The sequence below is a fragment of the Wolbachia endosymbiont (group B) of Longitarsus flavicornis genome, from assembly GCF_964028135.1.
GTDB lineage: Bacteria > Pseudomonadota > Alphaproteobacteria > Rickettsiales > Anaplasmataceae > Wolbachia.
In genome coordinates this window covers 1,683,174-1,707,074 of sequence record NZ_OZ034758.1, presented here as the reverse complement: position 1 = coordinate 1,707,074, position 23,901 = coordinate 1,683,174, and the positions used below count along the sequence as shown (strand labels likewise).

General features: G+C 33.4%; 23 protein-coding genes, 1 tRNA gene and 2 pseudogenes. 14 read left to right on the top strand and 12 right to left on the bottom strand.

The window, feature by feature from the left end; translation table 11 throughout:
* Positions 1–29: 29 nt before the first annotated feature.
* From ABWU45_RS08155 to ABWU45_RS08140, 4 genes are all read left to right on the top strand, one after another.
* Positions 30–503, top strand: coding sequence for an ankyrin repeat domain-containing protein (locus ABWU45_RS08155; RefSeq protein WP_341823839.1), 474 nt, complete (start codon positions 30–32; stop codon positions 501–503).
* A gap of 4 nt (positions 504–507) precedes the next feature.
* Positions 508–939: a DUF2924 domain-containing protein gene (locus tag ABWU45_RS08150; RefSeq protein ID WP_341823838.1), complete on the top strand. Its 432-nt coding sequence runs from the start codon at positions 508–510 to the stop codon at positions 937–939.
* 10 nt (positions 940–949) lie between these two features.
* A complete protein-coding gene (locus ABWU45_RS08145) occupies positions 950–2,425 on the top strand; it encodes a recombinase family protein (protein WP_338406612.1) in 1,476 nt (491 codons plus the stop codon).
* A 238-nt stretch (positions 2,426–2,663) separates the two neighbouring features.
* Positions 2,664–2,795: a hypothetical protein gene (locus ABWU45_RS08140; protein ID WP_264731795.1), complete on the top strand. Its 132-nt coding sequence runs from the start codon at positions 2,664–2,666 to the stop codon at positions 2,793–2,795.
* A 22-nt stretch (positions 2,796–2,817) separates the two neighbouring features.
* Here the strand turns inward: ABWU45_RS08140 and ABWU45_RS08135 are convergent, their stop codons facing one another.
* Entirely contained in the window at positions 2,818–4,749 is a 1,932-nt protein-coding gene (locus tag ABWU45_RS08135) for an ankyrin repeat domain-containing protein (RefSeq protein ID WP_353278489.1), read from the bottom strand.
* Positions 4,750–5,712: 963 nt separating this feature from the next.
* Here ABWU45_RS08135 and ABWU45_RS08130 point away from each other — a divergent pair.
* The 3 genes and pseudogenes from ABWU45_RS08130 to ABWU45_RS08120 all read left to right on the top strand — a co-directional run.
* The gene (locus ABWU45_RS08130; RefSeq protein ID WP_338406631.1) at positions 5,713–7,020 is read left to right on the top strand and encodes a hypothetical protein; all 1,308 of its coding nucleotides are present in this window, start codon (positions 5,713–5,715) and stop codon (positions 7,018–7,020) included.
* 28 nt (positions 7,021–7,048) lie between these two features.
* On the top strand, positions 7,049–8,398 hold the full coding sequence (locus ABWU45_RS08125) for a hypothetical protein (protein WP_353278487.1): 1,350 nt from the start codon (positions 7,049–7,051) through the stop codon (positions 8,396–8,398).
* Positions 8,399–8,451: 53 nt separating this feature from the next.
* A pseudogene (locus ABWU45_RS08120) lies at positions 8,452–8,991 on the top strand (IS4 family transposase); the annotation flags it as partial.
* A gap of 197 nt (positions 8,992–9,188) precedes the next feature.
* Here the strand turns inward: ABWU45_RS08120 and ABWU45_RS08115 are convergent.
* From ABWU45_RS08115 to ABWU45_RS08100, 4 genes are all read right to left on the bottom strand, one after another.
* On the bottom strand, positions 9,189–10,466 hold the full coding sequence (locus ABWU45_RS08115; protein ID WP_353277926.1) for an IS4 family transposase: 1,278 nt from the start codon (positions 10,464–10,466) through the stop codon (positions 9,189–9,191).
* A gap of 307 nt (positions 10,467–10,773) precedes the next feature.
* A complete protein-coding gene (locus tag ABWU45_RS08110; RefSeq protein ID WP_353277926.1) occupies positions 10,774–12,051 on the bottom strand; it encodes an IS4 family transposase in 1,278 nt (425 codons plus the stop codon).
* Positions 12,052–12,210: 159 nt separating this feature from the next.
* Positions 12,211–12,576 (bottom strand): histidine phosphotransferase family protein, encoded by a 366-nt coding sequence (locus tag ABWU45_RS08105; RefSeq protein ID WP_125855783.1) that lies wholly within the window; start codon positions 12,574–12,576, stop codon positions 12,211–12,213.
* Complete coding sequence (locus tag ABWU45_RS08100; RefSeq protein ID WP_012481935.1) at positions 12,561–12,836, bottom strand: hypothetical protein; 276 nt, start codon at positions 12,834–12,836, stop codon at positions 12,561–12,563. Before ABWU45_RS08100 ends, ABWU45_RS08105 begins: the two co-directional genes overlap by 16 nt.
* Before the next feature lie 137 nt (positions 12,837–12,973).
* On the opposite strand from ABWU45_RS08100, the gene purM reads away from it, so the two are divergent.
* Positions 12,974–14,011 (top strand): phosphoribosylformylglycinamidine cyclo-ligase, encoded by a 1,038-nt coding sequence (gene purM / locus ABWU45_RS08095; protein ID WP_264730070.1) that lies wholly within the window; start codon positions 12,974–12,976, stop codon positions 14,009–14,011.
* On the opposite strand, the gene purC is transcribed toward purM, so the two are convergent.
* Positions 14,008–14,730 carry a phosphoribosylaminoimidazolesuccinocarboxamide synthase gene (gene purC, locus ABWU45_RS08090; RefSeq protein ID WP_264377528.1) on the bottom strand — a complete coding sequence of 241 codons (723 nt, stop codon included), beginning with the start codon at positions 14,728–14,730 and terminating at the stop codon, positions 14,008–14,010. The genes purM and purC overlap by 4 nt on opposite strands.
* 65 nt (positions 14,731–14,795) lie before the next feature.
* Between purC and trmD the strand changes: the two genes are divergently transcribed.
* The 4 genes from trmD to ABWU45_RS08070 all read left to right on the top strand — a co-directional run bounded on the left by trmD (position 14,796) and on the right by ABWU45_RS08070 (position 18,165).
* Positions 14,796–15,494 carry a tRNA (guanosine(37)-N1)-methyltransferase TrmD gene (gene trmD, locus ABWU45_RS08085; protein ID WP_353278485.1) on the top strand — a complete coding sequence of 233 codons (699 nt, stop codon included), beginning with the start codon at positions 14,796–14,798 and terminating at the stop codon, positions 15,492–15,494.
* Positions 15,491–15,883, top strand: a complete 393-nt coding sequence (rplS, locus tag ABWU45_RS08080) for a 50S ribosomal protein L19 (protein ID WP_353278484.1) — start codon at positions 15,491–15,493, stop codon at positions 15,881–15,883. The genes trmD and rplS overlap by 4 nt, the downstream gene beginning before the upstream one ends.
* Positions 15,884–16,120: 237 nt before the next feature.
* Positions 16,121–17,371: a PstA family ABC transporter permease gene (locus ABWU45_RS08075; protein WP_353278483.1), complete on the top strand. Its 1,251-nt coding sequence runs from the start codon at positions 16,121–16,123 to the stop codon at positions 17,369–17,371.
* Positions 17,368–18,165 (top strand): phosphoribosylformylglycinamidine synthase subunit PurQ, encoded by a 798-nt coding sequence (locus ABWU45_RS08070; RefSeq protein WP_064085770.1) that lies wholly within the window; start codon positions 17,368–17,370, stop codon positions 18,163–18,165. The genes ABWU45_RS08075 and ABWU45_RS08070 overlap by 4 nt, the downstream gene beginning before the upstream one ends.
* Before the next feature lie 99 nt (positions 18,166–18,264).
* On the opposite strand, the gene pdxH is transcribed toward ABWU45_RS08070, so the two are convergent.
* Complete coding sequence (pdxH, locus tag ABWU45_RS08065) at positions 18,265–18,858, bottom strand: pyridoxamine 5'-phosphate oxidase (protein ID WP_353278481.1); 594 nt, start codon at positions 18,856–18,858, stop codon at positions 18,265–18,267.
* Positions 18,859–18,873: 15 nt separating this feature from the next.
* On the bottom strand, positions 18,874–19,680 hold the full coding sequence (gene mutM, locus ABWU45_RS08060) for a bifunctional DNA-formamidopyrimidine glycosylase/DNA-(apurinic or apyrimidinic site) lyase (protein WP_353278480.1): 807 nt from the start codon (positions 19,678–19,680) through the stop codon (positions 18,874–18,876).
* Between the two features lie 128 nt (positions 19,681–19,808).
* On the opposite strand from mutM, the gene ABWU45_RS08055 reads away from it, so the two are divergent.
* Positions 19,809–19,881 (top strand) — tRNA-Thr (locus ABWU45_RS08055).
* A 141-nt stretch (positions 19,882–20,022) separates the two neighbouring features.
* Here the strand turns inward: ABWU45_RS08055 and ABWU45_RS08050 are convergent.
* A complete protein-coding gene (locus ABWU45_RS08050; protein WP_353278478.1) occupies positions 20,023–20,454 on the bottom strand; it encodes a hypothetical protein in 432 nt (143 codons plus the stop codon).
* 244 nt (positions 20,455–20,698) lie between these two features.
* Positions 20,699–21,976 carry an IS4 family transposase gene (locus ABWU45_RS08045; protein WP_353277926.1) on the bottom strand — a complete coding sequence of 426 codons (1,278 nt, stop codon included), beginning with the start codon at positions 21,974–21,976 and terminating at the stop codon, positions 20,699–20,701.
* Positions 21,977–22,059: 83 nt separating this feature from the next.
* On the opposite strand from ABWU45_RS08045, the pseudogene ABWU45_RS08040 reads away from it, so the two are divergent.
* Positions 22,060–22,884: pseudogene (locus ABWU45_RS08040) on the top strand (IS4 family transposase); the annotation flags it as partial.
* Between the two features lie 204 nt (positions 22,885–23,088).
* Here ABWU45_RS08040 and mlaD read toward each other — a convergent pair.
* Positions 23,089–23,544 (bottom strand): outer membrane lipid asymmetry maintenance protein MlaD, encoded by a 456-nt coding sequence (gene mlaD, locus ABWU45_RS08035; RefSeq protein WP_264682820.1) that lies wholly within the window; start codon positions 23,542–23,544, stop codon positions 23,089–23,091.
* A gap of 2 nt (positions 23,545–23,546) precedes the next feature.
* The gene (locus tag ABWU45_RS08030; protein ID WP_264682819.1) at positions 23,547–23,852 is read right to left on the bottom strand and encodes an NADH-ubiquinone oxidoreductase subunit NDUFA12 family protein; all 306 of its coding nucleotides are present in this window, start codon (positions 23,850–23,852) and stop codon (positions 23,547–23,549) included.
* Positions 23,853–23,901: the final 49 nt, after the last annotated feature.

Sequence of the window (23,901 nt, the reverse complement as noted above, 5' to 3'; positions counted from 1 at the left end):
TTAAATTTAAAGAAAAGGTGAGGTGGATTATGTTAAAGCTTGGTAACAAAGAATCATTTAATAAATCGCTATTAGAGAACTTATATAAAAATATTTATGCAAGAGACAAGAATGGAAGAACAGCTCTACATTATGCAGTAGAGGTAAAAACAGTGGAGTTATTAGTCGAAAAAGGAGCGAATGTGAATGCTAAAGATATAGAAGGATATACAGCACTGCACCTAGCGGTAACGGAGAAACGTCTAGAAACCGTGAGAGAATTGATAAAATCAGGAGGGAATGTAAATGCTGAAGAGTATGGCAATAAATGCACTCCATTGCACCTTGCATGTATGGTGGGGAAAGTAGAAATAGTAAAAGAGTTAGTGGAAGCAGGAGCAGAAATAGAGCAAGAAGATAAGTTCGGAATGACAGCAATGGATTATGCGAAAAATAGTAAAGAGATAACCGAGGTATTAAAGAAAGAAACAGACAGAATTGAAAAGCTATTTATGAAGGGCTAAAAATATGGAGAAAGAAATAGAAAAGAAAGTAATGAATTTAGAGAAAAAAACGTTAGAAGAGCTAAGGAGAGTTTGGAAGAAGGTATATGGAGAAGAAGCGCCTAGATACTCAAAGAAATACCTGATACCGAGATTAGCATATAGAATACAGGAGGAAGCATATGGAGAAATGTCAAGAAAAGGGTCAAAAAGACTAGATTATTTAGCAGATCGACTAGAGAAGGGAAAAAGAATAAGTAGCGATAAATTACCAGTAGAAGGGACAGAATTGATACTAGAGAGAGGAGAAGAGACTCACGCGGTAAGGGTAACAGATAAGGGTTTAATCTACCGAGAAGAATTTTTCACGTCATTGTCAGCAGTAGCCGGAAGAATAATGGGAATGAGTTACAACGGACCTTTATTATTTGGAATGCGTGATAAAAATGGGAGCTGAAGAGGAGAAAATGCTGAAAGAGGTGAGATGCGCAATATATACGAGGAAGTCAAATGAAGACGGTCTAGAACAAAAGTTTAATAGTCTTGATGCGCAGCGAGTAGCATGTGAAAAGTACATAAAGAGCAGAGAAGGCTGGGTAGCATTGGCAAAAAGGTACGATGATGGAGGATTTTCAGGGAAAAATTTAGAAAGACCAGCAATAAAGGAATTATTTGAAGATGTAAAGGCAGGAGAAGTAGATTGTGTAGTAGTATATACGCTAGATAGGCTCTCGAGAGAAACAAAAGATAGCATTGAAGTAACATCATTTTTTAGAAGGCACCGAGTAAATTTTATAGCAGTAACGCAGATATTTGACAATAATACGCCAATGGGAAAGTTCGTACAAACAGTGTTATCAGGAGCAGCACAACTAGAAAGAGAAATGATTGTAGAAAGAGTAAAAAATAAAATAGCAACATCAAAGGAGCAGGGGTTATGGATGGGTGGAACTTTACCGCTTGGATATGATGTAAAGGATAAAGAATTAATAATAAATGAGAAAGAAGCAAAGTTGGTAAAGCATATATTTGAGAGGTATATGGAGCTGAAGTCAATGGCAGAGTTGGCGAGAGAGTTAAATAGCCAAGGTTACAGAACAAAATCAGATATCTTTAAAAAAGCAACGGTGAGAAGAATAATAACAAATCCAATATATGTGGGAAAGATAAGACATTATGACAAACAGTATGAGGGAAAGCATGAAGCAATAATAAAAGAGGAAAAATGGCAAAAAGCGCAGGAATTGATAAAGAATCAACCATATAGAAAAGAAAAATATGAGGAAGCATTGCTTAGGGGAATAATTAAGTGCAAGAGCTGTGGTGTAAATATGACACTAACGTATGCAAAAAAAGAAAATAAAAGGTACCGATATTACGTGTGCAATAACCATTTAAGGGGAAAAGGTTGTGAATCAATAAACAGAACTATAGTAGCGGGAGAGGTGGAAAAAGAAGTAATGAGAAAGACAGAGCAGCTATATGAAAAATGGGGAGAAGAATGGAAAAATTTAAGTTTCAGAGAACAGAAAGAAGTAGTGAAAAAGTTAATAAAAGGAGTAATGATAAAAGAAGATGGAATAGAGGTGAGTTTAGAGGATAAGGTGGAATTTACACCAATAAAAAAGAAAGGAAATAAATGTACAGTAGTAGAGCCAGAAGGAAAAACAAATAATGCGCTACTGAAAGCAGTGGTGAGAGCCCATTCCTGGAAACGTCAACTAGAGGAAGGAAAATATGGGAGTGTGAAGGAGCTGAGCATTAAAATTAATATAGGTACAAGACGAATACAACAAATTTTAAGATTAAATTATTTAGCACCAAAAATTAAAGAAGATATAGTAAATGGGAGGCAGCCAAGGAGTTTAAGGTTAGTGGATTTAAAAGAAATACCGATGTTATGGAGTGAGCAAATAGAAAAATTTTATGGATTAGCAATGTAACGTTTATAAAAGTAACAATATGAAAAAACGTTGAAAAAAGTATGTGCCAGAAAATTAAAAAAGGTTATTACAAAAGGAGCTACTACAAAGGGCCACACAAAAAGATGCTGAAATTGATATAGAAAAGTATAGCTTTTCTTATAGTAGTCCGAACAGGGTAAGATATGTGTTTATGGCTATAGTAGGCCAGTAGCATATTATGATTTATTTGGATTATTGTGAAAAGAGCTATAAGTCAATGTTACAGAATCAATTATGTGAAAATATCAATATAAATAATGAAGATTTTAGCATACTGGATGCAACAATGGTAGAAAATGATCCAAAATCTATAAATTATAGTAGTTTATATTTAAATAATAATCTTTAACCTTTATGGCAAATTAATCTACCTAGAAACTTCTCCCCCTAGAATCAGAAGTTCTTCTTAACTCTTCACGTCCTGTCCATTTGTTGTTAGACTCGCTTATTACTTCAGGACGCATTAATCCACCAGATCTAGCAAAAACACCTTGATCTATAGCTTCAATAACCGATAAACCTCCCAATAAGCAATTTTGCCCTATTTCTTCATGACTTGCTATTTCTTCAAATAGATCTTCATCGCTCACTTCTACTCTTATCAATTTTTTATTGTTCTCATCAGGATATAATCTAACTTCTAATTCTCCTAAACTAGTATAAAAAGTTAATACTATACCGCTGCCTTCTGTAAGGTCTGTGTAATTCCTTTTGCCATCTTCAGTTTTAATTTCTACTTCACTATTGCCGATCTTTACTATATTTCTTCCACACTTTACATCTCCATGGGTTAGTCCTAAATCCCTTGTTCCATCTGTAATCTGCGCAACATCTATTATACTGTCTTCTGAATATTCTAAGTAAAAAGTAGCGTTATCCATTTTTGCACAATTTAACTTGCCGTTGGTCGCATTTTTTGCGATTTTCAGAAATTTATGAGTACGATCAACACACTGTTCATGAGCTTTTATCATATTAGCTTTGTGCTCTTTAAACTCCAGTTCTATTTCATCAATAACGTTTAAACTATTCCAGTCACTTAACCTTGCTCCTTTTGATATTAATGTACATACTATATTGCTAGCAACTTCATGGTTTTTTTCTAGTTGGTCAATTCTTTCTAGTATGTAATCTGTGAAACACTGACCTCCATCTTTAGTAAGATTCAATCCCACTCCAGACATGATAGCCTTATCGACAACTTTCTGTAATTCAGCTATGTTTGCAGCTTTTGGTATTTCACTTACAAACTGATTTAGTTGCCTTAGTTGATCTGTTAAACAAATGTCCAATAAACATTGATGTGGTACATAAGTTTCCTCTGTCTCTTGCTCAGTTACCATTAATTGTGATTGAGTTGCCGAGAGTAAATTTATCACTTCAGTATACATATAATCTTTAAGTATTTCTAAATTATTTTCTTCATCCCTAATACTCAAAATCATCTTTAAATCTTCATTGTTTTTATTTTTATCTAAGAACTTTTTCAGGTCCTCAACACCTTGAACGTTATATTTGGAAGAACCATTCTCAAGTTTAGATGTACCTTCAATTAGCTTGTTTAATTCTTCATACAATTTCTTTTGCTCTAAATTAAAGAAGCACTCTGCAACATCCAAAGTACCTTTATCAATTGCAATTTGTAGAGGAGTTTTTCCATTATTATCCTTTATATTCAAATCAGCTCCATAGCTTACAAGAGAATCCACATATTTCTTTTCAACAGGATAAGTAACAGCATAGTAATGTAGAGGTGTTTTTCCCTTATAATCTTGTATATTTGGTTCAGCTCCTGCTTTTAAGAGACAATCCACTAAAGTACAACTATCAAATGAATTTAGGATTGTTGGAAGTATATGTAACAATGTTAACTCTGACGCCCCTACTTTAAGATCGAGAACAGTTTTTAGATCTGGATTACTCTTAGTTTTCTGTAAAAATTGTTGGAGTGTTGAAGTATCACGACTATTAATAATATGAAATAACTTTTGAATTAACTTCTCCTGATTCTTTGTTAATTCTGATCTATGCGCTTTAATAACCCATTCTTTTTCTAATAAGCTCCAATTACTTGTATTATCCATTAAGTTCATATTAATCCAAAATAAACTTTGTTTAATGAGTTCGTAGTAGTCATCTTTACTACTTGTTGGTAATTGAGTTATTTCTAATTCCTGGTCATCTGTGCTTGGCCATCTTTGCCCAGTGCTTGGTTTCCATTTCGGTTCCTGCTCATTTGTTTGATCACTTTGCCGATTGGTAAGTTTTATAATATGTTCTACAAATTCTTTAGTCTCAACCACAGCTACCCCCTAATTCTAAATATAGGATGTATTATGTATAATATATAATATTGGTCAAGCTAATTTCAACATAATATTTTTACTACTCATATTTTTGTTAAGTTTTTATGGTGAGTACTACTACTAGGTTAAAAGTTGTTTATTACTGGAAGTTTTAGCCAGTTTTACTATAGATCAAAAAAATTGAGAACACCAGCTATATTTAATATTACTATTATAGGAATATGATGCTTTAAAGGAGTACGGAAACTGCTGAAGTTTTTTTACAACAAACTTGTACGGAGCAACTTCAGCAGAATAAACAAACACATGCCAGTATTAGTAGAGAATTATTTATAAGTCAACTAACTTTTTCAAAAAATATTTTAGTGAAGATACCATGCTAGCTAGTGTTATAAAGAATTGAATTATTGACTCTTCCTAAGATTGCAAAAAAGGTCGTATATTTGTGAGAACAAGCCGCGTAAAAATAAAGTTACAAAAATAGAAGATTTAAATTATTTCCATAAGTTTAGGCAAATCAGTTCGTATGTAAATGTGGTTGAAGTAGGCTGGTATAGCTAGTTTTGCGGTATAGTAAAATCGTTATATAGAAAAGTTCGTACGGATCACGTGGTAGACCACACGATCCCAAAACGAAATGTTCTCACCGCCCTTGTTTTTTGGTGCTGGAAATGGTTGCTTTATTTGAGATCTTAATAATATATCTTGCTAAGTTAATAATAATTTGTTTGTGGAAGAATTAAGATAAACTTATAAAAAACAGAATTTAAAAATAAATAAAATATCATATATTCAGCCTATTAAAAGGCTTTCATTGAAAATTACTTTGGGTTAGAAAGTTTTTCTAAAATAGTGATTGACAGGTTACAAAGATGTAGTACGATGTTAAAAATGATATAGAATGTATAAATTATCATAGTTCTATATCTTAATACGCTTTTGTTTGTGGAGGTAAGAATTATGGACTTAGATGACCTAACCAAGGCAGCTTTCTCTATTATTAAGGATGACGATCCTTATAAAGAATCTAAACAACTTCAAATAAGGAATTGGGGGCGTGGGTACTTGGAGACTATTAATACCGGAAACCTTCCTTTTTTCCTTGATATATTGTCAGATGAAGAATGTTGGGAAAAAACCGATACGATACATGGTATCAAACTCAATAGAAGAATAGTGGCTAAAAAGATGATTGAACCCAAGAGTTGGAAAGGTACAAATAATCCGCTAGATGATTTTGATCGTTACCAAATTGCATGTTGGTGTTGCTTAGAAGAAGACATCATTACCCTATTTGAGCATTTTAAACGGGAAGATGAAATAAAGGATGGAGATTCAGATGCATTAAAAAAGTTAGTCAAATCAGTAAGTGGAAGTTGGTATACAGATGCGATGATGCAATTTTGGTCGCATTTCGTTAGTGGATACATTGCAGAGTTAGATCTAAAAGATCAGCATCCCTATGTGCTTGGTTTACACCGTGCAGCAATAAGTATGCGTAGAAAACGTGTAGAAGCAGTAGAGTTCTTTTTGAATAAGATAAAATCATTACCTGAAAGTGAGTTAAGTGCTCAGGAAAAAGATAAGGTTTTTATGAAAATTGCAGTGCATGCAGCACACGATAATGGATATCCTGATGTGTTTGAATTTTGTTTAAGCCAAATAAATCCTGATAGATATCCAGAGCTTTTGAAAAGAGATTTGGAGAAAAATGGTTATTATGGTTCTCTAGGTAGAATGTTAGAAATGTTTAACTTTGATCAATTTCAAAAGTTATTCGACTGCTTAAAGCCAAGTGATGTGGTGGTGGGTAGTTATTATTGTACCTGGTTAAGAAATATAAAAATTGGAGGTTGTTCTGGGCAATACTTAAATGTAGGTGCGAAGCTTTTGATGCATATGTTGATGAAAGATGGATTCGATAGTCATCGTACCTTAGCATTAAATGGAGAAGTGATGAACAATTCTACTTTTCAAGGAAGTTTATTAGTACCTTTGGTTGAGAAAGGTTGTATGGAGCAAGTGTGGGCAATATTGGACAAAACTAATTCTAAACAGATTGAAGAATTTATGAGTTCTAAGCGAGCAGGTTACATATGTTCCATCTTAGAGCAAGGAGATCGCGCTTCATTAAATAAGTTTTTATCTTATAGTGGTTCTGTTGATGTAGATCTTGACCAAAAGAGTATACCTGGTCCAAGTGGTGATTTATCTGATGTAAAGCTTAACAAAATGCATGATAAATCTCATATAAGGTTAGGTGAATAAAAAGTTATTATATAATTTAGGGGGCTATATGTTAAGTCAAGAAAAACCACAAGATTTTGAATTAATAGAGCTGTTAATTCGAGAAACAGCGGGAGTTAGTCAACCTGGCCCAAGTACTTCAACCCAACAAAAAAGTGATTTTGAATCTTTCAAAGCAAGGTTTCAATCATACATTGACCAGGTTCCATCATATTTACATTCGGTAGGTAAAGAAGGGTTTTTTCCGCATTTCTTTTTAGGAAGCTTTTCTATTTTACCAGATACACAAATTGCGGAAAGATTAGGTGTTAAAAAAGTTTATTTTCGTTTTGACACTGCAAAAACATTAAAGGTAGTTGTTGTTAAAAATAGTCAAATTAAAAGTGATGTAGATGCTATTGAAGGTATAGAACTATTTTCTATTTCAGAAGATGGTAATTCTGGTCATCAATTTACTTCTGGTGAACTGGAATATATATTAAAAGAAAATTTGCATCCTGACACTCAACAAAAGATCGGTACGGCACGAGGCATTAAAGATAGAATTAAAGGTAGGATTAAATCTAAGTTAGTGCAAATCAACAAAAATGAAGAAAATATTTTTGTTGAAACACAAGATAAAGAAATACTTGACTCTGCTATTAGTCATAATTTTTACGAAATTAAAAAAGAAGAGGAAATATGGAAAGATCAAAATGATAATACAAAAAGCAAGCCCGAGGATTATATAGCTGAGTTAACTAATTCTGATGCAAGTAAAGTTGAAGAATCTTCCAAGAAAGTCATTGATAGAATCAGTAAAGTTCACTCAAAATACAAGGGTTCGTTTACTTATGCTGATAAAGCACGAGAAGCAGCACATCATGGGTTTATAGCAGGTGCTTTAGTAAATTTCCGCTATAGACATAATCTTAGGGTTTACTTGGAGCAATTTGCAGGAAGAGGTTATGCTGATATTGTTCTAGTGCCTCGTGGTAAGGATAGATCATTAAATGCTGTTCCAATTATTATAGAACTGAAAGCTGCCACTAAAGAAGAGTTAAAAGAGTTAGAGAAAGGAGGTAAAGTAAAAGATGGGAGTCAAACTACACCAGCTATTGCATTAGAGCAAGCAAAAGATTATGCAAAAGGCTTTCAGCCAAATACAATGCGTGTTTTGACTATTTCAGATAATGTACTGTGTGTAGGGTTAAATTTGGATTCAACTGAAGGTGAAAAATTTTCAATGCATATATCACCTCGTGAAGACAGAGAAATTGCTCTACCTACAATGCAAGCACTCTTGAAGGAAGCTTCAGATTGGGATGGAAGACAAGATACGGTCACTAATGTTAAAGAAAAAATCAAGCAGCCACTGGAGCGTGTTTATCACACCATACGCGTCAAGTTAAGGAAATAAAGGTATGAAAGAGATAGAATAATAAGGTATAAGTTCTCCCAGATATACTTTTAGTGAGAGAACCAATGAATAAAATAACTAGCTTATCAAAAAAGCTCAAAGAATTTTTTAATGAAAAAGCAGAGAAAATCTCAATTACAACAAGGTTTATAAAAAGAAAGAGAAAGCTAAAAGGTTCATCATTCGTAAAAGCCATGGTCTTGGGTAATATAGGAGTTGATAATTGTAGCGTAGAAACAATGTGTCAATTACTAAACGAGGACTCGATAGATATAACAAAACAAGGTTTGGATTTTAGATTTACTGAAGAAGCAGTGGAATTTATGAAAAGGATGTATAATGAATCTGTGATTCTCTTTAAAAATATCTTGCAAGTTGATTGCAAAATCTTACAGCAATTTAATAGTGTTAAATTATTGGACAGTAGCTATATTACTCTACCTAACAGTATGGAAGAGATGTATAAAGGTTATGGTACTAGCTACAGTGGCTATGAAAGCAATACTAAGTATGGAATAAAGTTACAATTAGTTTTCGACTACATGAATCAGATAATAGACCAACTTAATTTAACGGAGGGGGTAAGATCAGACCCACTGCCATTAAGTTAAGGGAAAGAGAAGTTAAGATTGGACAAAAAATTTGAAGTGATTGATAATTATGGTAAATACTAGGGTGAATTTTTAAGAAAAGGGAGTCTGAAAAGTGCAAGTTATTTAAAAAAGTAATAATTGCAGGTTATTTTGCAAAGAATGTACTAATGCAATGATACTGAAAAGATATCTTGAATTTAAAACACATGTTTTCTAGCTCTTTTCTGGTAGTTGAGTGAACGAATATCAGATATCTTATGACGATCAACTCTTCTCCCTTTTCTCACCACTAAAGTGTTCATCAAAAATAACTGTGATAGTCGATCCATAATGCAGTCTATGTCTGACTCTGTAGAAAAAATATCAAAGGCTAAGTTTTTAATCGCATTAAATGAGACAGATTTATTGATGCTTTTTTTTAGTTTACTATTCTGTGAGCTCAATGTCTCTTCATCATCTTCTATCATGATACTTTCTAGATTACTGATGAAGATAGTTGACCAAAAATCCTGCTTGATAGTTTCAATACTTTTTCCTGTGAAATTCTCTAAATTTAATCTTCCCTTCAGCCTAGAAAAAAATGTTTCTACTCCCCAGCGCAAGTAATATAATCTCTCAAACTCTTCAACTGTAAAACGTTTCTCATCTAACAGAGATGTTACTAACACTTCAACTTCGCCAGAAGAAAGTATTATTTTGACTAACCTGAATTTCATCTCATCAGGTAATCCTAGCTTTCGTAGCTGTCTTGCTACTTTAATAGGTGCGGTAGACACTACCACCGTACTAGATGGGCTTTCCGGCTTAAACATAGCGTTTATTTCATTGAAAGACGAACTTGAACAGCGAATTATATAATTGATTTTCCTTCCTGTAAGCTCAGCAAGAAATCGATAAGATACGTATCCTCTATCACAGATTAACAAATCGTCTGATTTTATGGATTCAAGCATACCGATTGCTAAATCAACCTCATAGCTGTCACCTCTACTTAGCACAGATTTTATTGCAATATTATTTAGCATATCGTAGCAAACTTCAAAGGTTGCACTTGTATAGTCTTCAAATCTCTGGATTCCATTCCATACTGCTCTTGAGCTAAACTCACCTATTATTTTGTCGCTCTTTGGCAGAATCAGTATTGAAGCATCAAATGCAAGTACTCTGAAGCCATGGTGGGTTTTAAATTCCTGATCTTGGTAGTATAGGGAAACTATATCATCATTTAACTCTGAAAACGCAGTATGTTTTAGCTTCTTTCTTGCTTGAGTAAATGCACTTGCCGTAATTGTATAATCTTTTCTTGTATGCAGAACAAACTCATTAAGCATCACTTGTAATGACTTTACACTCTTTCTAAAAATCAGGAGAAATACATTAACGAAGGGCAGCTTTCTTTTTCGTGAGAAGTCTTTTGAGGATGCTCTGTGTGCGTTTATAAAGTTTAAACTCATCAATTTATTTTTTATAAACATGATTATTCTTTTTTTTACTCATGTCATTACTTCTTTTAATTTGTGAATCTTACCTGATTTTATAATACAGTTCATCACTTTTCCTTAACTTAATGGCAGTGAGATCAGACCCACTGCCATTAAGTTAAGGGAAAGAGAAGTTAAGATTGGACAAAAAATTTGAAGTGATTGATAATTATGGTAAATACTAGGGTGAATTTTTAAGAAAAGGGAGTCTGAAAAGTGCAAGTTATTTAAAAAAGTAATAATTGCAGGTTATTTTGCAAAGAATGTACTAATGCAATGATACTGAAAAGATATCTTGAATTTAAAACACATGTTTTCTAGCTCTTTTCTGGTAGTTGAGTGAACGAATATCAGATATCTTATGACGATCAACTCTTCTCCCTTTTCTCACCACTAAAGTGTTCATCAAAAATAACTGTGATAGTCGATCCATAATGCAGTCTATGTCTGACTCTGTAGAAAAAATATCAAAGGCTAAGTTTTTAATCGCATTAAATGAGACAGATTTATTGATGCTTTTTTTTAGTTTACTATTCTGTGAGCTCAATGTCTCTTCATCATCTTCTATCATGATACTTTCTAGATTACTGATGAAGATAGTTGACCAAAAATCCTGCTTGATAGTTTCAATACTTTTTCCTGTGAAATTCTCTAAATTTAATCTTCCCTTCAGCCTAGAAAAAAATGTTTCTACTCCCCAGCGCAAGTAATATAATCTCTCAAACTCTTCAACTGTAAAACGTTTCTCATCTAACAGAGATGTTACTAACACTTCAACTTCGCCAGAAGAAAGTATTATTTTGACTAACCTGAATTTCATCTCATCAGGTAATCCTAGCTTTCGTAGCTGTCTTGCTACTTTAATAGGTGCGGTAGACACTACCACCGTACTAGATGGGCTTTCCGGCTTAAACATAGCGTTTATTTCATTGAAAGACGAACTTGAACAGCGAATTATATAATTGATTTTCCTTCCTGTAAGCTCAGCAAGAAATCGATAAGATACGTATCCTCTATCACAGATTAACAAATCGTCTGATTTTATGGATTCAAGCATACCGATTGCTAAATCAACCTCATAGCTGTCACCTCTACTTAGCACAGATTTTATTGCAATATTATTTAGCATATCGTAGCAAACTTCAAAGGTTGCACTTGTATAGTCTTCAAATCTCTGGATTCCATTCCATACTGCTCTTGAGCTAAACTCACCTATTATTTTGTCGCTCTTTGGCAGAATCAGTATTGAAGCATCAAATGCAAGTACTCTGAAGCCATGGTGGGTTTTAAATTCCTGATCTTGGTAGTATAGGGAAACTATATCATCATTTAACTCTGAAAACGCAGTATGTTTTAGCTTCTTTCTTGCTTGAGTAAATGCACTTGCCGTAATTGTATAATCTTTTCTTGTATGCAGAACAAACTCATTAAGCATCACTTGTAATGACTTTACACTCTTTCTAAAAATCAGGAGAAATACATTAACGAAGGGCAGCTTTCTTTTTCGTGAGAAGTCTTTTGAGGATGCTCTGTGTGCGTTTATAAAGTTTAAACTCATCAATTTATTTTTTATAAACATGATTATTCTTTTTTTTACTCATGTCATTACTTCTTTTAATTTGTGAATCTTACCTGATTTTATAATACAGTTCATCACTTTTCCTTAACTTAATGGCAGTGCTCCCTCATCTACTGCACAGCTTCAACACTTTCCGTGTTTCTACGGCGCACAGCCATCTCAAGTTATAGTTAAACCTATATTCAGTGAATTACTTTCACAAGTGCAATTGATTTTAGTGTTATACTGTTCTAACAGTAAAGAAGTCATATAGATAATAATGTCTTTTGTATCCAAACGAATATCATTTTTTTTTGTTAATTTGCTCACTAATAATGTACTTATTGATTTATGTTCATTTACTACTTTTATAGTGAGTAGTGTTTTATCTTCTGTTTTAGTCAGTAAAATAGAAACTAATTCAATTTGTGCCACTGCACTGATTATAGTTATCACCATATTGGAAATTATCTTATTTATTTTTTCAATTAAGTTTTCTGTAGGACATTCACTTACTCTCCACTGAAGCTTTACTTTTTTTTTAATAAATAATTTTCTATATTGGATTTAGTCTTAACAAAGCTGCAATTATCTGATGAATGAGAATACGCTTGCTTCATAACTTTATATTTATATATTAAATCATCGGAGCTTTCTTTAAGCAATGACAATGCTTCGTTTTGCATATTAGGGTTGTTTTCTTCAAGCTCTTCCAATCCACCCACTATTCCTTGCATAGAACTAGCAAAATCATGAAGAATTCGTCCTGATAGGCACTCTGTTATTAACATTATGTTTTTATTCATTGGATAAAAGTATAAATGATTTAAGTTAACCCTATATTGGTAGGCATGTAGTAGTCAATTTAAGAGAAAGTTTCGTTGCGCTTTTTGTGTCAAAGCATTAATGTAGTATTAATAATTATAAGATTTATGAAGGCGTTATGAATACTTATGCTAAATCTGGAATAGACCTTAAACTATATAATGAACTAATAAAAAAAGTTAAACCTATTATTGAAAAGACTAAAGGAGAAGAAGTAATTAGTGAAGTAGGATCATTTTCCGCATTGTTTGACTTTTCTTCGCTGAGTAAGAAATACGACCATCCAGTACTTGTTTCCTCAACTGATGGAGTGGGCACAAAACTATTAATAGCTCAAGAGGTGAATAAGCATGATACTATAGGTATAGACTTAGTTGCAATGTGTGTAAATGATTTACTTGCACAAGGAGCAACACCTTTATTTTTCCTTGATTACTTTGCAACAGGCGTTTTAAACAAAAACGTTTTATTGTCTGTAATCCAGGGCATTGCAGAAGGGTGCAAGGAATCTAAAATAGCATTAGTTGGTGGAGAAACTGCAGAAATGCCTGGAATGTATGGTAACAATCACTATGACCTTGCAGGGTTTGTGGTTGGTGTTGTTGATCGAAAGCAAATTCTTCCAAATTGTAGTATAATGAAAGCAGGTGACTGTGTAGTTGGTTTAGAATCAAATGGAATTCACTCAAATGGATTTTCTTTGGTGCGCCATATTTTTAAAAGCTTAGGTATAAATTATAATGATATATCTCCATGGAATAATAAATCTTGGGGTGAAATATTACTTAAGCCAACAAAGATATATGTTGATTCTTTGTTGCCTATTATGCCAAAGGTAAAAGGCATTGCGCATATAACAGGTGGCGGGTTAATAGACAATATTCCAAGAATTCTCTCAGGAAATTTATTTGTAGACATAAATATTAATTCTTGGAAATGGCCAGATATATTTTTATGGCTGAAAGAAGAAGGCAAAATAGAAAAGAGAGAAATGTTAAAAACATTTAATTGCGGCATAGGTATAGTACTGATTGTAGATCCCGATAATATGAAGGATGTGGAAAGCCATTTCCAAAAGCGTGGAGAAAAAATTGAGATTATTGGAAAACTTGATGAGGCATGTAACCCTCCACTTGATAGAGTAGTATTTAGTTAGTCTAACTTTACTGACAGTCTTTTTGCAACTTCTGAGTATGCTTCCTTTAAGTTTCCTAGATTTAAACGGAAAACATCTTTGTCTAGCTTTTTATGCGTATTTTTATCCCATAGCCTACAATTATCAGGGCTGATTTCATCGGCTAAAATGATTTTAGTGCTGTTGTTTATCAATTTGCCAAATTCTAACTTGAGATCAACTAAATATATATTTGCATTTGAAAATAGGTCGACTAAGATTTTGTTGATCTTTAAAGTTGTAGTTTTAACTTCTTCCATTTCTTTATGGGATAACCAACCAAAATATAGTATGTGATTTTCATTCACCATTGGGTCGGCTAGGTCATCATTTTTGTAAAAAAACTCGATTATAGGAGATGTAAGTGTCTCACCTTCTTTGATATTAAAACGTTTGCAAAAGCTGCCAGCTGCAATGTTTCTAACCACTATCTCAAGAGGTATTATCTTGAGTTTTTTGACTAGCTGTTCTCTTTCGTTTAAAGTGTTTATAAAGTGCGTGCTAATTCCTGCTTCTTCAAGCTTTTCCATGATAAAAGCACTAACATGATTATTAATTATTCCTTTGCCCTCAATAATTTCATATTTTTCCTTGTTGAACGCTGTAACATCATCTTTAAAGTACTGTATAACAGTTGATGAGTCTTCAGTTTCAATAATGACTTTGGCTTTACCTTCGTATATCGTTTTATTCAGTGACATGATTGATTTAGCTGTATACTATAAGATAATATCAAATTGCTGCTTAGTTTACTACAAATTTGCTAATGACGTTTAGTGTTACAGTGTTAACCATATTTCCAGAAATGTTCCCCGGGTTTTTGAACTATTCTCTTGCCGGAAAAGCGTTAGAAAAAAAAATATGGAACCTTGAAGTAATAAATATTCGTTCTTTTGCAAAAGATAAACATTCAACTGTGGATGATGTTCCATACGGAGGTGGAGCAGGGATGGTTATGCGCCCAGATGTGATTGGTAATGCAGTTGATAATGTGCTTTCTGCTCATAAAAATACTAGATTTATTTATATGACTCCATCTGGTACAAAATTTAATCAGAGCATTGCAAAGGAGTTAACAGAAATTCCTCATGTAACAATATTGTGTGGTCGATTTGAAGGTGTTGACCAAAGAGTAATTGATGTGTATACTCCTTATGAGTTAAGTATTGGAGATTATATACTTTCGGGAGGTGAGCCAGCTGCAATGGTAGTTCTTGATACATGCGTTAGGCTTCTTCCAGGTGTAGTAAGTAATTCCGATAGCGTTACTGAAGAAAGTTTTAGTTATAGTGGTAGTATGCTTGAATATCCTCAATATACTAGGCCTGAGCAGTGGAGTAGGTACAAAGTTCCTGAGGTTCTCTTGTCTGGCAATCACAGAAAAATAAGTGATTGGAGAAGGGAACAGTCATATGTTAGAACAAAGGAACGTCGACCTGAATTGTTGAATGGAGATGATAAATGACAAACTTGCTTGAAAAATTTAACGAACAACAAATACAAAGATTAGCCAAAGAGATGCCAGCTTTTTGTCCTGGCGATGATTTGAAGGTCACTTTTAAGGTAGTTGATAGTATGGGTGAGCGTATACAGATATTTGAGGGCGTATGTATATCAAAAAGAAATCGTGGATTACACTCTTCTTTTTCAGTTAGAAAGGTAAGTCATGGAGAAAGTATAGTATCACAATTTTTTGTTTACTCTCCTGCATTAATTTCAGTACAAGTGATAAGAAAGGGAAAGGTCCGTAGAGCAAAATTATATTATCTGTGCAAGCTATTTGGGAAAGCTGCAAGGATCAAAGAACGTACTACTTATGTTAAAAAAAATCTAAGTAGATACAATAGGGAGTGATGTCAATTGTATCATCTCAAAACCCTCTCTTATTATCCCAATGTATGACGCACAACTGTACTTTGCCTCCTGCTGTGGTGTCATCCCAATGTTTGACACTGGGATCCAGATTCTCCTTTTGGTTTGTGCTTTCATGAGAAATATAAAAATTATTTGCAGGCAAAGCCTGTTAGATCTCAGTGTCAATCACTGGAAAAAGGGGAAAGTTTTTTCAAATCCTCATATAAAGAAAAGTAAATGAGTATAAAGAAAAACTTCCTTAAGTTACTTCAATCTAAGCGCGTACATGCTCGTGTAAAAAGAAAAAATAAAAAGAACAACATTTTATGCTTTTGCTCTTTTACAGCACTGATTGTCTCAATTGGGTGTCCTATATGTATATTACTAAGTATATTAGTTAACTCTTACAGTGCTTTAACAGTAACGAAAATTTTATTGCCAGTTGAAATAAATGCTGATCTTATTTTAACTAATAATCCTGGTGATTTACGATATAAGTCCATTGGCTTACTCAACAATTCTTTACGTAAGGTGTTTGAAGGAACTGATTTTAAAGACGGTGACGAAATTTTAAGTCGTAATTCTTACAAAGAACTAGAGAAATTTTTTCGTAAGAGAGTAAAAAATAGTGGTGAATATGAGATCTGGTTTACCGCATCGAGTGTGATCAATTCACTATATAAAAATAAATGTTTGAATGATCATTATGCTAAATTACTTGATTGGTTAAAGGAGAAGGGAAGAGTAAGAAAATTTTTTAATAAGTCTCTGTTTCTTAAGTCTGATTCTCGTGAGCCTGAGAATGCAGGGATTTTAGGGGCATTTATCGGTTCATTAATGACAATTATAGTATGCTTAGCGTTGGCATTGCCAATAGGAATTATGTCAGGTATCTGTCTTTATGAATTTATGCCTAGAAATAGGCTAATAACCAGTATTGTAGAAATTAGCATGAATAACCTTGCTGCAGTGCCTTCGATAATATTTGGTGTGGTAGGACTGACTCTCTACTTGGGCATATTTGGTTTACCCCGTTCTTCACCGCTTGTTGGCGGGATGACTCTTTCATTTATGATGCTGCCTAATATTATTATTGCAACAAAAAATGCCTTTACAAACGTTCCTATTGCAATAAAAGATGCAGCGTTTGCGCTAGGTGCACCTCACATCAAGGTGATATTGGATCACTCTTTACCGATTGCGTTGCCACGGATAATACATGGTGCAGTGCTTGCAATTGCAAGGATTTTAGGCGAATCTTCCCCTTTACTTATGATAGGCATGGTAGCATTTATTGCTGATACACCTACATCCTTCTTCGATCCGGCAACTGTTTTACCTGTACAAATATACATATGGTCAAGTAGTCCTGAAATTGCATTTATTGAGCTTGCTGCCATTGCAATTATAGCTTTATTGTTAATGCTATTTGCTTTAAATTTAATAGCAAATTTTGTAAAAAGAAAGTTCGAGTTTTTTGATTCATGAAAATTACAATCCTATCTGGTTATGGCTTAAATTGCGAAAAAGAAACTGCATTTGCATTTATGGAATGCAGCAGAAAGCTTGGTATTAATAATATTGAAGTAAAAATCGTTCACATTAATGATATTATAGATAATCCAAGTGAACTGAAATTAAGCAATATACTTGCAATTCCAGGAGGTTTTTCCTATGGTGATGATACTGGTGCTGGTAATGCATTTGCTTTGCGTATAAAAAACAACTTGTTAGACGAATTTCAAAATTTCTTATCTCAGGATAAGCTTATTATAGGGATATGTAATGGTTGCCAGATATTAGTAAAATTAGTTCCAGAATTCTCTAATCTAGCTTTAACCTCTAATGATATAGGTAATTACCAATGTCGTTGGATTAGAGTGAGAGTTAATCCGCAGAGTAGTTCTGTTTGGCTACGGGGCCTGAGTGAGCTATATCTTCCTGTTGCTCATGGAGAAGGCAGGTTTTTTATGGATCAAGATATTTTAAATCAATTGATTGAAAATAATTCCGTTGCACTGCGTTACGTTGATGAAAATGGTGACTATGCAAATTTACAATTTCCTTACAATCCAAACGGATCTATATACGACCTGGCAGCTTTGTCAGACAAAAGTGGTAGAGTTTTAGCTTTAATGCCTCACCCAGAGAGAGGAATATTTTTTACTCAGCAGGACAACTGGCCTCTTGAAAAAGAAAAATGTAAACGTTCAGGAGTGGCTATGCCAAAATATGGTGATGGAATGCTCATATTTGAGAATGCACTAAAATATTTTGCGTAAGTATTACAATACGTTACATACAACAAGCCATAAAAAGTTACTTTCCTTGTTATGACAATAAATCCTTATCTTTGATCTGCAGAGTAGCTTTCTCTAACGTTAGGGATATAATTGTTCCACTTTCCAATTGCTTTTCTCAACAAGAGTATATCTAAATCTAGTGTGTCTCCTATATTCACCTTCTTGCCAAAATTCAATTACCTTTGGGATTACGCAAAATCCCACCCAAAAGTCAGGACGAGAAACTTGTGTATTGTGAAATTCTTTCTCTTTCAATTCTATAGCCTGCTCAAAATCTTGCCAATTTTTCAGAACTCTTGATTGTTTTGAGCACCACGCGCTAATTTGACTATCACGTGCTCGAGAAGAGAAATATTCGTCAACCTTTTTGCCGCTTAGAAGCCTAACTTCTCCTTCAATTCGTACTTGTCTAGAAAATTCTGTCCAATGAAATACGAGTGCAGCTTTGGGATTCTCAGTCAATTCTTTTCCTTTTCTACTGTTTACGTTAGTAAAGAACACAAAACCTTCTTTACTATATTCCTTTAGTAATACCACTCTTGCAGATGGAATGCAGTCTTTGCTACACGTTGCTAGCGTCATTGCAGTTGACTCTTTACATGGAAAATTAAGTACTTCTTGATACCACTTTGAAAACAAATCAAAAGGATCTTTTTCAGGTAAGAGTGTCATATGCAAAAATAAAATTTAATTCTGACATGCATTGCAAAAATAAGTGCTACGACCATTTTGTCGTATAAGTGTTATGATATTGTTGCAGATTCTGCAAGGTTTTTGCACTTTACCATATACGTAAAAGTTATTTTGAAAGTATCCAGCAGATCCAGATGGTTGTGCATAATCTTTCAGTGTTGAACCACCAGCAGCAATTGCATCACTCAGAGTATTTTTTATTTCGATAGCAAGTTTTTCGCACTCTATATATGTTAAATCTTGTGCTAGCCTAAGTGGTGATATGCGAGCTCTAAATAAGCTCTCAGAAGCATATATGTTACCTACGCCAACTATTAGCTTATTATTCATTAATACTGATTTGATATTTGCTTTTCTGTTCTTTAGCAACTTCTGTAAATAATGTCCGTCAAATTCATTCGTGAGGGGTTCTATTCCTAGGTTATTAAAAAAATTTAGTTCTTGCTCTCTGTTTAAAACAATCACTAATCCAAACCTTCTTGGGTCATTAAAGATTAGTGAAGTGTTGTCAGAAAATAAGAATATCACATGATCATGTTTGTTCTGTGCTTGAGCATATATAAGCTTTCCGCTCATGCCAAGGTGTATGATTACAGCCATACTATCATCTGTACTTAAGATTATATACTTACCTCTACGTTTTATATCATTTATGACTCTGCCCTTTAGCAAATCATCAATATTCTTCGTTATTGGTACACGCAAATTACAATTATTGACTGTAACATTGCTTATTTTCTTATTTTTGATTTTATCAAATAAGAAATTAGAGATGACTTCCACTTCTGGGAGTTCTGGCATCTTGTCTACTCTGTTGCTGTTTTTTTCTTTTTAGAATATTTTGCTTTAAAGCTTTTGCCAATCTTTTTCTCTCTTCTTCTTTTTCCTTATTTTTTTTTATGTTATTCATTATCATAATACATGAACTTGCCGTTGTAGCTCAGGTGGTAGAGTACGTCATTGGTAATGACGAGGTCCCAAGTTCGAATCTTGGTAACGGCAGTTTAGAGGACGATATTCATAAAGTCAACCCTCTAGATGCTAATTAGATTATAGAAAAACGTCTAGTAAATACCTTTTATACACTACCATTAAGCTGCTTTTTCAGTATTACTATTCAATAATACCTGCCGTAATTTTTCTTTAGAAAATCCATGCATTAAAAGAAATTGTATAATCCTTTGCCAAAAATCCCTCACAATATACTGAAGGATTATTAAAACTTACGTTGGCAGGGTTAAACCTGTTACCATAACTTCCCCCACCACAAATATTTTCATAACAACACTGCTTACAATCGTCAGGCCTGTTTTCCATATCACTCAAAAAGTTATTAAAAAATTTATCTGATAAGAACTTAGCCCAACTAGTATTGCTTATGTTATATTCAACAAACTTATGAGGGACACATGTTCTCAAATCATCTAGTGGGCCGAGATTACCATTATTGGAAACACATATTAACGGTAATACAAAAGGACTTCTTTTGCCAAATCCTTCAATTCTTGAATAATTACCGTAAAATAGCTCTAATGAAAAGTTATATAGAAATTTCTTTATCCTTTTTGTGATCATTGTCAGTCAGGTTTTCTGTAATCTTATCTGCCCAGCATATATTACCATCACTGCCATTAAGTTAAGGGAAAGAGAAGTTAAGATTGGACAAAAAATTTGAAGTGATTGATAATTATGGTAAATACTAGGGTGAATTTTTAAGAAAAGGGAGTCTGAAAAGTGCAAGTTATTTAAAAAAGTAATAATTGCAGGTTATTTTGCAAAGAATGTACTAATGCAATGATACTGAAAAGATATCTTGAATTTAAAACACATGTTTTCTAGCTCTTTTCTGGTAGTTGAGTGAACGAATATCAGATATCTTATGACGATCAACTCTTCTCCCTTTTCTCACCACTAAAGTGTTCATCAAAAATAACTGTGATAGTCGATCCATAATGCAGTCTATGTCTGACTCTGTAGAAAAAATATCAAAGGCTAAGTTTTTAATCGCATTAAATGAGACAGATTTATTGATGCTTTTTTTTAGTTTACTATTCTGTGAGCTCAATGTCTCTTCATCATCTTCTATCATGATACTTTCTAGATTACTGATGAAGATAGTTGACCAAAAATCCTGCTTGATAGTTTCAATACTTTTTCCTGTGAAATTCTCTAAATTTAATCTTCCCTTCAGCCTAGAAAAAAATGTTTCTACTCCCCAGCGCAAGTAATATAATCTCTCAAACTCTTCAACTGTAAAACGTTTCTCATCTAACAGAGATGTTACTAACACTTCAACTTCGCCAGAAGAAAGTATTATTTTGACTAACCTGAATTTCATCTCATCAGGTAATCCTAGCTTTCGTAGCTGTCTTGCTACTTTAATAGGTGCGGTAGACACTACCACCGTACTAGATGGGCTTTCCGGCTTAAACATAGCGTTTATTTCATTGAAAGACGAACTTGAACAGCGAATTATATAATTGATTTTCCTTCCTGTAAGCTCAGCAAGAAATCGATAAGATACGTATCCTCTATCACAGATTAACAAATCGTCTGATTTTATGGATTCAAGCATACCGATTGCTAAATCAACCTCATAGCTGTCACCTCTACTTAGCACAGATTTTATTGCAATATTATTTAGCATATCGTAGCAAACTTCAAAGGTTGCACTTGTATAGTCTTCAAATCTCTGGATTCCATTCCATACTGCTCTTGAGCTAAACTCACCTATTATTTTGTCGCTCTTTGGCAGAATCAGTATTGAAGCATCAAATGCAAGTACTCTGAAGCCATGGTGGGTTTTAAATTCCTGATCTTGGTAGTATAGGGAAACTATATCATCATTTAACTCTGAAAACGCAGTATGTTTTAGCTTCTTTCTTGCTTGAGTAAATGCACTTGCCGTAATTGTATAATCTTTTCTTGTATGCAGAACAAACTCATTAAGCATCACTTGTAATGACTTTACACTCTTTCTAAAAATCAGGAGAAATACATTAACGAAGGGCAGCTTTCTTTTTCGTGAGAAGTCTTTTGAGGATGCTCTGTGTGCGTTTATAAAGTTTAAACTCATCAATTTATTTTTTATAAACATGATTATTCTTTTTTTTACTCATGTCATTACTTCTTTTAATTTGTGAATCTTACCTGATTTTATAATACAGTTCATCACTTTTCCTTAACTTAATGGCAGTGAGATCAGACCAGGGATATAGGAAACATTTAAGTAATATATTAAGCAATGATTTGCTAATATCTGATCTCGGTTATTTTGTGCCAAGTTCTTTTAAACAAATCAATGAAATAGGAGCTTATTTCATAAGTCGTTATAAATCCGATACCAACATATATGATGTAGAAACAAATCAAAAAATGGAGTTATTAGAATGTTTAGAGGATAAGTTATTTTTAGAAAACGAGGTATTGTTAGGAAAAGAAGCAAAAATTAGAGTAAGAATTATATGTCAGAAACTAACTGAAGAACAGTCTATGGCCAGAAGAAGGAAAGCTAATAGATTAGCAAGATCGCAGGGATATACATCCTCTAAAAGAAATCAAAAATTGTTGAACTGGTCAATATTTATAACTAATGTTCCAGAAAATAAAATTAGTGCTGAGCAAGTATTAACGATTTACAGAGTAAGGTGGCAAATTGAGTTATTATTTAAATTGTATAAAAGCCATATCAGGCTTGATAAGCTAAAAGGAAAGCCATGCAGAGTATTATGTGAACTATATGCTAAATTGTGCGCAATTCTTATATTTCACGGCATAGTTGGTTGCACAGAAGTGAAAAAGAATACAGAACTTAGCTTAACAAAGGCATTTATTGAGCTAAAAAGGCGGGTTAGAGAGTTATTTTTAGTATTAACCAAAATTAATAGTTTAAAAGCATTTCTTAAAAAACTCACTATAACTTGGTCGCGATTTTCATTAAAAGACAAACGTAGAAGGGCTAGAGTATCCACTTTAACCTCTCTAAATTTGCTCACAATCTCTTAACTTGACGCGTATGGTTTATTTAACACTTCCCTAAGTACGTAAGAAAAAACACTCCTATACTGAAAGTACAAGCATTTGTTGAGATTATTAGGAATGTAAAATCTAGCAGAAATCTTGATAATTCAAACGCTGAACAACTTCAAGCTATTGATAGAAAAATCCCTTAATTGTACATAGGGCAAGTTGGCTTATGTGTTCTTATTCTCACTTTGTAAACATGCCAATAATTTTATCCATTATTCCGCCCATATTTGCTTCAGCTTGAGTGTGTGCTATCTTACCACCGTGTGAAATTAATTTGGGATCTGCGCCAGGTGATATATTAACAAATTTACTACCAACAACTCCACTGCTAGTGATTAGGGCTGAGCTATCAACTGGGAGTTTTATATCCCTACTTATACACATGTCGATTCGTGCTATGTAGGTAGCTTTGTCGAGTGATACACCAGTTATGCTTCCGACTTCCACACCAGAGATCTTGACACTATCACCAACTCCTACACCATTAGCATCAGTAAAAAGGCCATGTATTTTATAACAATCCTTATAGTTTTTCTTTATGTAAGATAATTTATCAATAGCGAAGAAGATAAGAAAAATAGTGAAAATTAATACAAATGATCCAGCAATTATTTCAAGTATATTTGACCTTCGCATCTTTAGTTATTAGGATTCCAGCTTTCATAGTAATTTTTCACCTTTTGCTTTGGGTAGTATGCATCTTTTGTACCCGTTAAATTAGGAGTTTTTCTTGTATTATTATTAATTGGTACTGCATTATCAGTATAATGCAGCCATATATGCCATGCTGGAGGAATTGTTGTAGGCTCAGAAACATTGTCATATATTACCCATCTTTTCCCTTTACTTGACTCATAGTAAGAATTTCCGTTTTCATCCCTACCTATAAGTTTACCTTTTCTCCTTAATAAGTTTGTTACTGAATTATAAATTTTAGATAACATAAAGGTATTAAAACAAAAAGTATTATATATACTAATACTTTAACGATGT